The following is a 13,024-nucleotide window of genomic DNA, read 5'->3' on the forward strand; positions in this document are numbered from 1 at the left end:
TCTGCCCGTAACCCGCCCGGGTGGAGGCGCCGCCGGTGGCCGCCCCGGTGGCTGAGCAGGACACCAGCAGCTCGGCGTCGACGACCGGACCGCCGCGGTCACCCGGGCGCTGGAGCGCGGCCTGCTGCCCATGCCCCGGCGCCAGCGGTAGCCCCGCGGCAGCGGCGGCCCCCGGCGGGTGTGGTGGCCCCCGGCGGGTGTGGTGGCCCCCGGCGGGGGCGGTGGCCCCCGGCGGGGGCGGTAGCCTTCGGCGGCGGCAGCAGCGGTAGCCCCAGGCGGCAGCGGTGGCCCAGGGTCGTCCTGGTCATCACTCCCCCAGGCAGAGTGCTACTCTGCCGGTGGGAAGGACGGCCATGAACCTCGATGACCGAAAGGCGCGGCTGCTGCGCGCCGTCGTGCACGATTTCATCCAGACCGCCGAGCCGGTGGGGTCCAAGACCCTGGCCGAGCGCTACGCCTTGGGGGTGTCCGCTGCGACCATCCGCAACGAGCTCGCCACCCTTGAGGAGCAGGGCTACCTGAGCCACCCGCACACCAGCGCGGGCCGGGTCCCCACCGATCGTGGCTACCGCTTCTACGTCGACTCGCTGTCGGGAGTCGGCAAGCTGGCGCGTGCCCAGGAGGAGGCGATCGTGCGGTACTTCGAGGGCGCCGCCGACCTCGAAGAGACCCTGCGCCGGACCTCGGTGCTGCTCGCCAGCTTGACCCGCTACACGGCCATGGTGGCCCCGCCCTCGCTCGACCGCTCCCGCGTCCGCCACGTCGAGCTCATCGGCCTGGGACGCCACGTCATCATGATGGTGCTCATCATGGACACCGGCCGGGTCGAGAAGCGCCTGGTCGAGACGGCCAGCGAGGTGAGCGCCAGCGACCTCGAGGACCTGCGCCGCCAGCTCAACGAGACGCTCGTCGGCGAACGGCTGGACCGGGCCGAGCTGGTCCTGTCCGCCATGGCCCAGGAGGTCCCCCCGCACCGCCAGGTCCTGTTCACCACCCTGGTCAACGCGATCGGCCAGGTGGTCGGCGACCAGACCAGCGAGCGGGTCTGGGTCGGCGGCCAGGCCCACATCGCCGGGCCGGGCGGGTTCGACGGCATCGAGACCGTGCACCGCGTCTACCAGGCGCTCGAGCAGCAGGTGCTGGTCCTGCGCCTGCTCCAGGCCGCTCTCGGCAAGGACCGGGTGTCGGTCATCATCGGGGCGGAGAACCCGGTGGAGGGCATGGAGGCCTGCTCGTTCGTGACCTCGACCTATCTGGCCGGCGACGCGGCCGGCAGCATCGGGGTGCTCGGCCCGACCAGGATGGACTATCTGCGCGCCATGGCGGCGGTCCAGGCCGTCGCCGGGTACCTTGGCGACGTGCTCGACGACGTCGGGTGAGGCACGCTGTGGCATCGTTCCGGATGACGCTTGCAAGGTCGAGGGGAGACGGGTGACCGACTACTACGCGGTGCTCGGCGTCGGCCGCGATGCCACGTCCGACGAGATCAAGCGCGCCTACCGGAAGCTGGCACGCCAGTACCACCCGGACGTCAACGGCGGCGACGCCGCCGCCGAGGAGCGCATCAAGGAGGTCAACCGGGCCTACAGCGTGCTCAGCGACCCCGAGAAACGGCAGCGCTACGACGCCTACGGCGAGGCGGGCATGGACAGCCAGGGGCCGTCCATGGGCGACCCGTTCGGCTTCGGCTTCGGCACCTTCGACGAGGTGGTCCGGGAGTTCTTCGGCGGCGGCGACCCCTTCGTCGGACGGGGCCGGCGCCGGTCCCGCTCCCGCCGCGGCGAGGACGTGGAGGAGCGGCTCTCGCTGGAGTTCACCGAGGCCGTGTTCGGCGCGTCCAGAGACCTCGAGTACGTGGCAGCCATCGGCTGCCCGCGCTGCCACGCCAGCGGCGCCGAGCCGGGCACCGAGCCGACCGTCTGCCGCACCTGCCACGGCAGCGGCCAGCAGCGCACCGTGCGCCAGTCCCTGCTCGGCCAGCTCGTGACCACGACCACCTGCGGGGCGTGCTCGGGCAGCGGCCAGGAGGTGCTCACCCCGTGCGCGAAGTGCCGCGGCCAGGGGAGGGTGGCCGACAAGGTCAGCCTCACCATCGAGATCCCGCCGGGGGTCGAGGGCGGCATGCAGATCCGCTACCACGGCCGCGGGCACGCCGGGGAGTTCGGCGGGCCGCCCGGGGACCTCTACGTCCGGCTCGTGGTCGCGCCCCACAAGGTGTTCGAGCGTGACGGCGACAACCTGCTCTGCCGCATGCCGGTGCCGATGACCGTAGCCGCCCTGGGCGGCATGGTGACCCTGGTCACCCTCGACGGCGAGGAGATCATCGACGTCGAGCCGGGCACCCAGCCGGGCACGGTGAAGCGCTTCCGCAGGCGTGGCGTGCCCCACACCGACGGCCGGGGCCGCGGCGACCTGCTCGTGGAGCTGGCCGTGCAGACGCCCGACGACCTCTCCGAGGAGGAGCGGCGGCTGCTTCGCCAGCTCGCCGACCTGCGTGGCGAGGCGGTCAACCCCCAGCCGGCCGGCCTCTTCGCCCGCTTCAAGGGCTCCGGACGCTGACCCCGCACCCCTGCTGGCCGGCTGGGGAGCCGGTCGGGTATCCCGACCGGGCTGACTGCGCTTCTGCCGGCACGGAAGACGCGCAGGTCATGACCACACCTGCTGGTTCGCAAGTCGGACAGTCGCTGATACCCGACCGGCTCCCTGGGGGGAGCCACTCGGACCCGTGAGCGCGCCCCAGTTCTTCGTGGACCCGGCCGACCTGACCGGCGAGGTCGCGGTCGTGCGGGGCGACGAGGCCCGCCACGCGCTCCAGGTGCTGCGCCTGAAGGTGGGGGAGCGGCTGCTGCTGGGCGACGGTGCCGGGCGGGTCGCCCAGGCCACGGCGGTGGCCGTCGACCGCCGCGAGGTGCGGGCCCGGGTCGAGGCGGTGCGCGTGGTGCCGCCCAGGCGCCCCGCCCTGACCGTGGTGGCCGCGCTGGTCAAGGGCGGCAGGCTCGACCTCGTGGTGCAGAAGCTGACCGAGCTCGGGGTGGAGCGCATCGCGCCGGCGGTCTGCCGCCGCTCGGTGGTCGACTGGGACGGGCGCAAGCGCGCGGCCGCCCGCGACCGCTGGGCGGCCATCGCGCTGGCCGCGGCCAAGCAGTGCCACCGCGACCGGGTGCCGGTGGTCGCGCCCGTGGACGAGCTCGCCGCGCAGCTGGCCGGCTCGCCCGGACCTCGCCTGGTCTGCTGGGAGGAGGGCGGCCAGCCCCTGTCGGCGGCGCTGCCGGCGACCGCGCCCGACGCGCTCACCCTGGTGGTCGGGCCCGAGGGCGGCCTCGAGGCCGGCGAGGTGGCCGCGTGCGCGGAGGCCGGCGCCGTGCCGGTCACGCTCGGGCCGCTCGTGCTGCGCGCCGAGACCGCCGCCATCGCGGCGGCGGCGGCGGTCGCGTTCCGCTACGGCCACCTCGGGTAGTGGGGCGAGGAGAGTCCCCACCTTCGTGTCCCCACCCTTCGTGAAATTTCGTCTCGCGGGGTGATTGAAGGGGTCATTCTGCCGATGCTAGAGTCCGCCACACTGGGTGGTCGCCGGCGGCCACCGCTACCGGTCCCCGACGTACCACGAGCCCAGGAGGTGTGGGATGGCCAGCTACGCGGAGCAGGTGGGGGAGCGGCTCCGCAACATCCGGCTGCAGAAGGGCCTGTCGCTGCACGACGTCGAGGAGCGTTCGTCCAAGGAGTTCAAGGCGAGCGTGCTGGGGGCCTACGAGCGCGGCGAGCGGAGCATCTCGGTCCCGCGCCTGCAGCGCCTGGCCATGTTCTACGGCGTGCCGGTCGACCACCTGCTGCCCCGCATCTCGGCGGAGGCGGCCGAGGGCGCAGCGGTCGCCGCCGAGGAGGCCGTCTGCATCGACCTCGAGGCCCTCGAGGCCCGACGGGAGCCGGAGGCGCGTACACTCGGCCGCTACCTGTCCCTGATCCAGCAGCAGCGGGGTGACTTCAACGGCAAGGTGCTGACGATCCGGCGTGACGACGTCCGGGTGCTTGCCGCTATCCTCGATCAGTCCCCGGGGAGCCTGGTGGCGCGACTGTCCGATCTAGGGTTGCGCCGCCCCGCGTTCAACTGACGCGCGCGACGTCCGTCGCCGGGGGGTGGACCGTCGCGCCTGGAGGTGCCGGAGGACGTGACGCCTGAAGCGCGAGAGTCCCGGATGGCTGAGGCGGGCGAGGCCCGTCCGCTGGTCCTGCTCGGCTGCTTCGCCCACCCCGACGACGAGACCTGGGCCCTCGGCGGTTCGTTCGCGCTGCTGGTGCCCAAGGGCGTGCGCTGCGCGGCGTGGACCGCGACCCGGGGCCAGGCCGGAGAGATCGCGGACGGCTCGGGCGCCACCCGCGAGACGCTGAGCCAGGTCAGGGAGGCCGAGGAGCGGGCGGCGATGACGGTGCTCGGCGTCACCGACGTCGAGTTCGGCGAGTTCATGGACGGGCAGGTGAGCGACGCCGACCCGGCCGAGCTGGTCGGGGCCGTGCAGCGCGCCCTCGAGCGGGTGCGGCCCGACGTGGTGGTGACCATGGAGCCGGGCGGGGTGACCGCGCACCCCGACCACGTGGCCGTGTCCGTCGCGGTCCTGGCCGCCTTCGCCGCCTACGCGCAGTCGCCCGGCGAGCGCGAGCCGCGCCTGTACTACTGGGGGGTGCCGGCGTCGCAGATGGCCCGGTTCCGCGAGGTGGCCGCCGAGCAGGGCGTCGAGCTCCCGGGCGAGGACGACCCGTTCGGGCCCCGCGGCACCCCAGACGAGCGCTTCACCTGCTGGGTGGACACCTCGCCAGTGGCCGAGCAGGTCTGGCGGGCGCTGGAGGAGCACCGCACCCAGGCCGACCCGTTCAGGGCGATGATGCGCGCAGGGGAGCTCTGGCGCGAGGTGTTCGCCGCCACCGCCTTCGTCCGTGTCCACCCGGTAGCCCGGCCCGGCGACCCCCACGAGACCTCGCTGGTCGACGCCTTCGGGGCGGGAGCGGGCCGGTGACCGGGCGCGACCGGGCTCCCCTGGTCCCCGAGACCGCGCCCGCGCCCAAGGTCGCCTTCAAGACCCTCGGCTGCCGGCTGAACCAGGCCGAGTCCGAGCGGGCCCTGGAGGCCCTCGGCGCCAAGGGGTTCGACCTCGCCCACGCCGGTGAGGAGCCCGACGTGGTGGTCATCAACACCTGCACGGTGACCCGCGAGTCGACCGCGTCCTCGCGCCGGCTGATCCGCAAGACGGCCGAGGCCCACCCGGGAGCGACGGTCGTGGTGACCGGCTGCTACGCGGTCAGCGACCCCGAGGTCGTGAAGGCCATCCCAGGGGTCGACCTGGTGGTCGACAACGAGGGCAAGGACCGTCTCGCCGACCTGGTCACCGCCGTGCCCAGGGTCCGCCGGCTGCCCCTCATGGTCCGCGAGGCGCCGGTCGAGCGGCTGCGGACCCGGGTGGCGATCAAGGCCCAGACCGGCTGCGACGAGTGGTGCACGTTCTGCATCATCCCCCGCACCAGGGGGCCGCTGAAGTCCTACCCGGAGGACGAGATCGTCGCCGACGTGCGCCGCCAGGTCGCCCGGGGCGTCCGGGAGGTCGTGCTCACCGGGGTCCACCTCGGCAAGTACGGCGAGGACCGGGGCGAGCGGGAGGGGCTGGCCCGGCTCGTCGACCGCCTCACCGCGATCGAGGGGCTCGTCCGCCTGCGCCTGTCCAGCGTGCTGCCCGTGCAGGTCACCCCGGCCCTGGTCGGGCGGGTCCGCGACGACCCCAAGGTCTGCCGCCACCTGCACGTGCCGCTGCAGGCCGGCGACGACGAGGTGCTCGAGCGGATGCACCGCCCCTACCGGGTGGCCGAGTTCCTCGACCGGGTCGAGCACGCCAAGGCGGAGATCCCCGGGCTCGGCCTGTCCACCGACGTGATCGTCGGCTTCCCGGGCGAGACCCGGGAGCAGTTCGCGGCCACCCTGCGGGTCACCGAGCGGGTCGGCTTCTCCAAGCTGCACGTGTTCCGCTACTCCCAGCGGCCCGACACGCCGGCCGCCACCATGCCCGAGCAGGTGCCCGAGGGCGAGAAGAAGGCGCGCGCCCGCGAGCTGATCGCCCTCGGCAACGAGCTGCGCCGCCGCTTCCACGAGGCGCATGTCGGGCGGTCGCTCTCGGTGCTGGTGGAGACGGCCGGCGACGGCCTGGCCGAGGGGACCAGCGACAACTACATCAAGGTCCGCTTCCCGGGTGGCCCCGACCTGGTCGACCGGGTCGTCACCGTGCGCGGCGCCCGGGCCGACAACGAAGGCATGGAGGCGACGCCATGAGCACGGCGGGCGCAGCTTGGGCCGTGCCTGGGAGGAGGGTGCGCCAGTGAGCGGCGACGACTTGTTCTGCAGGATCGCCCGCAAGGAGATCCCGGCCGACGTCGTGCTCGAGACCGACGACGTGCTGGCCTTCCGGGACGTCAACCCGCAGGCGCCCAGCCACGTGCTGGTGATCCCCAAGGAGCACCTGGCCAGCCTCGAGGAGGTCGCCGAGGGTCACGGCGGGCTGCTCGCCGCCCTGGTCGGCGCGGTCAACGAGGTGGCCAGGAAGGAGGGCGTGGCCGGCGGGTTCCGGGTCGTGACCAACATCGGGCGGACCGCCGGCCAGTCGGTCGACCATCTCCACCTCCACGTGCTCGGCGGCCGCAACATGGGCTGGCCGCCAGGATGAGCCGGCACGGCTCCCCGGGCCCGCACGGCTCCCCCGGCCCGCACGGCTCGTGGAAGTCCCCGATCTCGGGCGACCTGCTCGCCGGGGGCGGCATCTCCCTCGACGCGCTGCAGCCGGACGGGGAGGCGCTGTTGTGGATCGAGGGCCGGCCGCTGGAAGGCGGCCGGAACGTGGTCTGCCGGGCCGAGCCCGGCGCCGACCCGGTCGACCTCACCCCGCCCGGGGACGAGTTCGACGTGCGCACCCGGGTCAACGAGTACGGCGGCGGCGCCTACGCCGTCCACGCCGGCACCCTGTTCTTCTCCAACTACGCCGACCAGCGGCTGTGGCGCCAGGACCCGGGCGAGCCGCCCCAGCCGATCACGCCGGAGCCCGACCGGCCGGCCGCGCTGCGCTACGCCGACGCCCGGGTCACCCCCGACGGCGCGCTGCTGGTCTGTGTCCGGGAGTCCCACCACGAGGCCGGGCGGGTCGTCAACGAGCTGGTCGCCGTGCCTGCCGACGGGTCCGGGGCGCCCTGGGTGCTGGCCGGCGGGCGTGACTTCTACGCGTCCCCGCGCCTCTCCCCGGACGCGAGCCGGCTCGCCTGGCTCGAATGGGACCACCCGCGCATGCCCTGGGACGGGACCGAGCTGAAGGTGGCGGACTTCTCGGGCGGCGTGGTGGTCGGCGAGCCGAGGCTCGTCGCCGGCGGCCCTTCCGAGTCGATCTTCCAGCCCGAGTGGAGCCCGGGCGGCGCCCTGCACTTCGTGAGCGACCGCACCGGCTGGTGGAACCTGTACCGGGAGCGGGACCCCTCGCGCTCCTCAGGCGATGAGGCCGCCGGCGGCGAGCACGGGCCCTCGCGCGCCTCAGGCGAGCACGGGGCCTCGCGCGCCTCAGGCGATCTGGCCTCGCGCGCCTCGGGCGAGTCTGTCGAGGCCCTGGCCCCGATGGAGGCGGAGTTCGGGGCGCCCCAGTGGGTGTTCGGCCTGGCCACCTACGCGTTCCTGCCCGGCGGCCGGATCGCCTGCCTGTACGGGCGCGGCCCGGTCCAGCACCTCGGTCTGCTCGAGCCCGGGTCGGACCGCCCCACCCCGGTCGACCTCCCCTTCACCTGCTTCTACCCGCCGCAGCTGCTGGCACTCGGCGACCGCGTGGCCTGCATCGCGGGCAGCTCGACGCTGTCCCCCGCGGTGGTGGTGGTCGACCCTGCGACCGGGGAGGTCGAGACCCTGCGCCGGGCCCGCGACCTCGACCTGGACCCCGGCTACCTGTCGGTCGCGCGCCTGGTCGAGTTCCCGACCGAGGGCGGTCGCACCGCCCACGCCCTGTACTACCCGCCCGCCAACCCCGACGCCCGGGGTCCCGACGGCGAGCGGCCGCCGCTGGTGGTAATGAGCCACGGCGGCCCCACCGCGGGCGTGGTCGGCCTGCTCAAGCTCGGCGTCCAGTTCTTCACCAGCCGCGGCGTCGCCGTGGTCGACGTCGACTACGGCGGCAGCAGCGGGTACGGCCGGGCCTACCGGGAGCGCCTGAAGGGCCGGTGGGGCGTGGTCGACGTCGACGACTGCGTCAACGCCGCCCGCCACCTGGTCGAGGCCGGCGAGGTCGACGGCGCGCGGCTGGCGATCACCGGGGGGAGCGCCGGCGGCTACACCGCCCTCTGCGCGCTCGCCTTCCGCGACGCGTTCGCCGCCGGCTCGAGCTGGTTCGGCGTCGCCGACCTGGAGACGTTCGCCAGCGACACCCACAACTTCGAGTCGCGCTACCTCGACCAGCTCGTGGGCCCGTGGCCCGAGTGGGCCGACCTCTACCACGAGCGCTCCCCGGCCCACTTCGCCGGCCGGATCGACTGCCCGGTCCTGCTCATCCAGGGTCTCGAGGACGAGGTCGTGCCGCCCTCCCAGGCCGAGGCGATGGTCCGGGCGCTGGCCGCGCGCGGCATCCCCCACGCCTACCTGACCTTCGAGGGCGAGCAGCACGGTTTCCGCAAGGCCGAGAACATCAAGCGCGCGTTCGAGGCGGAACTGTGGTTCTACGGCCGCGTCTTCGGGTTCGAGCCGGCCGACCCGATCGAGCCGGTGCCGATCCAGCACCTGTGACCCCCGGCGCCCGGCACCTGTGACCCCGCCCAGCACCCGTCACCCCCGCCCAGCACCTGCGACCCCGCCCAGCACCTGCGACCCCGCCCGGCACCTGCGACCCCGCCCAGCACCTGCGACCCCACCCAGCACCTGCGACCCCGGCGCCGCCGCCCGGTGAACTACAGATATACTCGCAAAACGTCGATCGAAGGACCGGCGCCATTCGCGTCCCCTACAGGAGGGGCTACCAGCAAGCGTGCAGCAACAGACGCAGGTCAAGGTACTGGTCCCAGGCAACCATCCCATGGTCAGCCTCCTCGGCACCCGGGACGAGCTGCTCAAGCTGATCGAGGCGGGGTTCGAGAGCACGGTGTTCGTCCGCGGCAACGAGATCACGATCACCGGGGAGCAGGCCGACGCCGAGCGGGTCGCCCGCCTGTTCGAGGAGATGATCAACCTCCTCGAACAAGGCAACGCCCTCACCGCCGAGACCGTCGGCCGGTCCATCGACATGCTCCGGGGCGACGAGGCGGTGCGGCCCTCGGACGTGTTCGGCGACGCCGTGCTCACCGTGCGGGGCCGCTCGATCAAGCCCAAGACGGTCGGGCAGAAGAAGTACGTCGACGCCATCCGCCGCAACACGGTCGTGTTCGGCATCGGCCCGGCCGGCACCGGCAAGACCTACCTGGCCATGGCCGTGGCCGTCCAGGCCCTGCTCACCAAGCAGGTCAACCGCCTGATCCTGACCCGGCCGGCGGTCGAGGCGGGCGAGAAGCTGGGCTTTCTGCCCGGGACCCTGTCGGAGAAGATCGACCCGTACCTGCGGCCCCTCTACGATGCCCTGTACGAGATGGTCGACGCCGAGCAGATCGGACGGCTGATGGAGCGGGGCACCATCGAGGTCGCCCCCCTCGGCTACATGCGGGGCCGCGCGCAGCCGTACGACAGCCAGGTCCTGACACCGTGGGGATTCCGTCCCATCGGAAGTCTCGAGGTCGGGGACCTCGTGATCGGATCGAACGGCCTCCCCACGCCGGTGCTCGGCGTGTACCCGCAGGGCCGCAAGGAGGTCTTCCGCATCCAGACGCAGGACGGTGCGTCGACGCTCTGCTGCGGCGAGCACCTCTGGTCGGTCACGACGCCCGAAGATCGGAGACGCGGGCGGCCCCATCGGGTCATCGAAACGCGGGAGATGATCGGCCGCCTCAGGAGGGCGCACGCTCACCGATTCGAGCTGCCGCGGGTCTCGCACGCAGTCGAGTTCGAGTCCCGGAACGTCCCGATGGACCCCTACGCGCTCGGGCTCCTCCTAGGCGACGGATGCCTGACGACGTCGACGACGCCTTCGTTCGCGACCATCGATTCGGAGCTGGCCCTCGCCCTGGAGCTGGCCCTCGACGGCATCGAGCTGCGCCGGAAGGGGGAGGTCGACTACGTGCTCCGCCACACGGCCGGACACCGCGGGGGAGTGATCGTCTCGAATCCCGTGACGGTCGTGCTTCGGGGCCTCGGCCCTGCCGGCACGCGTTCGAACACGAAGTTCGTCCCGGAGCTCTACCTGTACAACTCCTCCGAGGTTCGCCTGGCCGTGCTCCAGGGCCTGCTGGACACCGACGGAGGACCCGTGACCCAGCGCGGACGAACCTGCCGCATCCAGTACGGGACGTCCTCGGAGCGATTGCGGGACGATGTCGTGTTCCTCGTGCGGTCCCTGGGAGGCGTCGCGTACCGGAGGACCCGCGACGCCGCCGGGCGTCCTCCCGGACGCGCCCGGGGGCGGGACGTTCACCACCGCTCGGATGTGTTCGTCCTCGATATCCGTCTGCCCGAGGGCATCGAGCCCTTCCGGCTGACTCGGAAGCGGGAGGTCTACCGGGTGTCCGGAGGCGGCCGTCCAATGCGCTTCATCCACAGCATCGAGCCCGCAGGCGAGGAGGAGACGCTCTGCATCCGGGTCGCGGCGGCCGATTCGCTGTACGTGACGGACGACTTCCTGGTCACCCACAACACCCTCAACGACTCCTTCATCGTCCTCGACGAGGCCCAGAACACCACCCCGGAGCAGATGAAGATGTTCCTGACCCGGCTCGGGTTCAACTCCAAGGCCGTCGTCACCGGCGACATCACCCAGATCGACCTGCCGTCCGGCCAGCACTCGGGCCTGAACGTGGTACGCGAGATCCTCACCGGGATCGACGGCCTCGCCTTCATGTACCTGTCGAGCCGGGACGTGGTCCGCCACCGGATCGTGCAGGACATCGTGGAGGCCTACCGCCGCTCTGACGAGGCGAGGGCGTAGATGGCCGGGATCGAGCCTCCGCATCGCCGGGCCCGGGCCGGCCGCCGACGAGCACGGCGGGCGCATCGGCAGCGGTGTTCGGGATGAGGGTGCGCCGGTGAGCGTGTACCTGGCCAACGAGCAGAGCCAGAAGGCCGTCGACGAGACCGGCCTGGTCGCCCTGGCCAGGCTGGTCATGGAGTCCGAGGGCGTGGAGGAGTCCGAGGTCTCCATCCTGGTGGTCGACCGGTCGGTGATGGCCGAGCTGAACAGCCGCTTCATGGGGGAGGAGCGGCCCACCGACGTGCTGGCGTTCCCGATCGACGGGCCGCTGCCCGCCTCCGGCCCGCCCGACGGCCCGGTCGGCCCGCCCGGCTTCGCCGGCGAGCGCTACGGCATGGTCGACGACGAGGTCGACGAGGACGAGGAGGAGGACGACGACGCCCCCTGGATGCTCGGGGACATCGTCCTGTGCCCCGCCTACGCGGCCGAGCAGGCGGCCCGGGCCGGGCAGACCCTCGCCGCCGAGCTCGAGCTGCTCACCGTCCACGGCATCCTCCACTTGTGCGGCTTCGACCACGCCGAGCCCGACGACGAGCAGCTCATGCGGGCGCGCACCGAGGAGCTGCTGGCGAGCTGGCGGGGGAGGGGAACAGGCCGATGAAGGCGCCCTCCACCGGCGACGTCTGGATCCTGGTGGCCATCGTGGTCCTCACCGGGGTCGCCGCGTTCCTGGCCGCGGCCGAGACCAGCCTCACCCGGATGGGCCGCATCCGGGCCATGCACCTGGCCGAGGAGCACCAGCGCGGGGCCGCCCAGCTCCTCCGGCTCGTGGAGGACCCGCCCCGCTTCCTCAACCTGGTGCTGCTGCTGGTGCTGGTGGTCCAGTTCTTCGCGACCGCGCTGGCCACCTCGGTGGCCGAGCGGCTGATCGGCGGCGGCACCGGGGTGGCGGTCGCGGCCACGGCCATGACCGTGCTCACGTTCATCTTCGCCGAGGTGGCGCCCAAGACGTTCGCGGTCCAGCACACCGACCGGGTCGCCCTCGGCGTGGCGCCGTTCGTGTACCTGCTGGTGCGGCTGCCGATCCTGGGGCCGCTGACCCGGCTGCTCATCGGGATCGGCAACGTGGTCACTCCCGGCAAGGGCCTCAGGACGGGCCCGTTCCTGTCCGAGGACGAGCTGCGCGCGATGGTCGACGAGGCCGAGAAGGAGGAGGTCATCGAGCAGGAGGAGCGCGAGATGATCCACTCCATCTTCGAGTTCGGGGACACCATCCTGCGCGAGGTGATGGTGCCCAGGCCCGACATGGTCACGGTCAGCGTCGGGCGGTCGCTGCAGGAGGTGCTCGAGGTCATCCTGCGCTCCGGGTACTCGCGCATCCCCGTGCACCAGGGCGACATCGACGACATCGTCGGGCTCGCCTACGCCAAGGACGTGCTCCGCAGCCTCCACGACGGCCAGGTCGACAAGCCGCTGGCCGACATCCTGCGCCCGGCCCCGTTCATGCCGGAGTCGATGAAGGCGGCCGACTGCCTGCGCGAGATGCGCAGGCGCAAGAGCCACATGGTGATCGTGATCGACGAGTACGGCGGCACCTCGGGCCTGGTCACCATCGAGGACCTGCTGGAGGAGATCGTCGGTGAGATCACCGACGAGTACGACCGCGAGGAGCCCAACGTCGAGCCCCTCCCCGACGGCGACTACCGGGTCAACGCCCGGCTCGGCATCGACGAGGTCAACGAGCTGCTCGACGTGGAGCTACCCTCGACCGAGTGGGACTCGATCGGCGGCCTGGTGTTCAACCTGGTCGGCGACGTGCCCAAGGAGGGCCAGGAGGTCGAGTTCATGGGCCTCCGCCTGCGGGCCGAGCGGGTCCAGGGCCGCCGCCTGGGGCGGATCCGCATCCACCGCCTGGACGAGGCCGAGCTGGGCCAGGACGCCCCGGCCGAGGCCCGCCCACAGTGATGCGGGCGGGC

At 72.8% G+C, this 13,024-nt stretch carries 11 protein-coding genes; all 11 read left to right on the plus strand.

The window, feature by feature from the left end:
• The first annotated feature begins 353 nt into the window (after nucleotides 1–353).
• A complete protein-coding gene (hrcA, locus tag VG276_19140; GenBank protein HEV8651448.1) occupies nucleotides 354–1,379 on the plus strand; it encodes a heat-inducible transcriptional repressor HrcA in 1,026 nt (341 codons plus the stop codon).
• A 52-nt stretch (nucleotides 1,380–1,431) separates the two neighbouring features.
• On the plus strand, nucleotides 1,432–2,559 hold the full coding sequence (gene dnaJ / locus VG276_19145) for a molecular chaperone DnaJ (protein HEV8651449.1): 1,128 nt from the start codon (nucleotides 1,432–1,434) through the stop codon (nucleotides 2,557–2,559).
• A 166-nt stretch (nucleotides 2,560–2,725) separates the two neighbouring features.
• A complete protein-coding gene (locus VG276_19150; GenBank protein HEV8651450.1) occupies nucleotides 2,726–3,457 on the plus strand; it encodes an RsmE family RNA methyltransferase in 732 nt (243 codons plus the stop codon).
• Between the two features lie 166 nt (nucleotides 3,458–3,623).
• Entirely contained in the window at nucleotides 3,624–4,109 is a 486-nt protein-coding gene (locus VG276_19155) for a transcriptional regulator (protein ID HEV8651451.1), read from the plus strand.
• Nucleotides 4,110–4,193: 84 nt separating this feature from the next.
• A complete protein-coding gene (locus VG276_19160; protein ID HEV8651452.1) occupies nucleotides 4,194–5,009 on the plus strand; it encodes a PIG-L family deacetylase in 816 nt (271 codons plus the stop codon).
• Nucleotides 5,006–6,310: a tRNA (N(6)-L-threonylcarbamoyladenosine(37)-C(2))-methylthiotransferase MtaB gene (gene mtaB, locus VG276_19165; GenBank protein HEV8651453.1), complete on the plus strand. Its 1,305-nt coding sequence runs from the start codon at nucleotides 5,006–5,008 to the stop codon at nucleotides 6,308–6,310. The genes VG276_19160 and mtaB overlap by 4 nt, the downstream gene beginning before the upstream one ends.
• A 46-nt stretch (nucleotides 6,311–6,356) precedes the next feature.
• Nucleotides 6,357–6,701, plus strand: coding sequence for a histidine triad nucleotide-binding protein (locus VG276_19170; protein ID HEV8651454.1), 345 nt, complete (start codon nucleotides 6,357–6,359; stop codon nucleotides 6,699–6,701).
• Nucleotides 6,698–8,785 (plus strand): prolyl oligopeptidase family serine peptidase, encoded by a 2,088-nt coding sequence (locus tag VG276_19175; protein ID HEV8651455.1) that lies wholly within the window; start codon nucleotides 6,698–6,700, stop codon nucleotides 8,783–8,785. Before VG276_19170 ends, VG276_19175 begins: the two co-directional genes overlap by 4 nt.
• 286 nt (nucleotides 8,786–9,071) lie before the next feature.
• Nucleotides 9,072–11,066: a PhoH family protein gene (locus VG276_19180; protein ID HEV8651456.1), complete on the plus strand. Its 1,995-nt coding sequence runs from the start codon at nucleotides 9,072–9,074 to the stop codon at nucleotides 11,064–11,066.
• 97 nt (nucleotides 11,067–11,163) lie between these two features.
• Entirely contained in the window at nucleotides 11,164–11,709 is a 546-nt protein-coding gene (ybeY, locus tag VG276_19185; GenBank protein HEV8651457.1) for an rRNA maturation RNase YbeY, read from the plus strand.
• Nucleotides 11,706–13,013, plus strand: a complete 1,308-nt coding sequence (locus tag VG276_19190; GenBank protein ID HEV8651458.1) for a hemolysin family protein — start codon at nucleotides 11,706–11,708, stop codon at nucleotides 13,011–13,013. The genes ybeY and VG276_19190 overlap by 4 nt, the downstream gene beginning before the upstream one ends.
• The last annotated feature ends 11 nt before the right edge of the window (nucleotides 13,014–13,024 follow it).

The organism is Actinomycetes bacterium, from assembly GCA_036000965.1.
Lineage (GTDB): Bacteria > Actinomycetota > CALGFH01 > CALGFH01 > CALGFH01 > DASYUT01.

Excerpts from the sequence above, each read along its gene's own strand:
- VG276_19190 (HEV8651458.1), top strand. The coding sequence starts at position 11,706 with ATGAAGGCGCCCTCCACCGGCGACGTCTGGATCCTGGTGGCCATCGTG.
- VG276_19155 (HEV8651451.1), top strand. The coding sequence starts at position 3,624 with ATGGCCAGCTACGCGGAGCAGGTGGGGGAGCGGCTCCGCAACATCCGG.
- VG276_19175 (HEV8651455.1), top strand. The coding sequence starts at position 6,698 with ATGAGCCGGCACGGCTCCCCGGGCCCGCACGGCTCCCCCGGCCCGCAC.
- VG276_19160 (HEV8651452.1), top strand. The coding sequence starts at position 4,194 with ATGGCTGAGGCGGGCGAGGCCCGTCCGCTGGTCCTGCTCGGCTGCTTC.
- hrcA (HEV8651448.1), top strand. The coding sequence starts at position 354 with ATGAACCTCGATGACCGAAAGGCGCGGCTGCTGCGCGCCGTCGTGCAC.
- VG276_19180 (HEV8651456.1), top strand. The coding sequence starts at position 9,072 with ATGGTCAGCCTCCTCGGCACCCGGGACGAGCTGCTCAAGCTGATCGAG.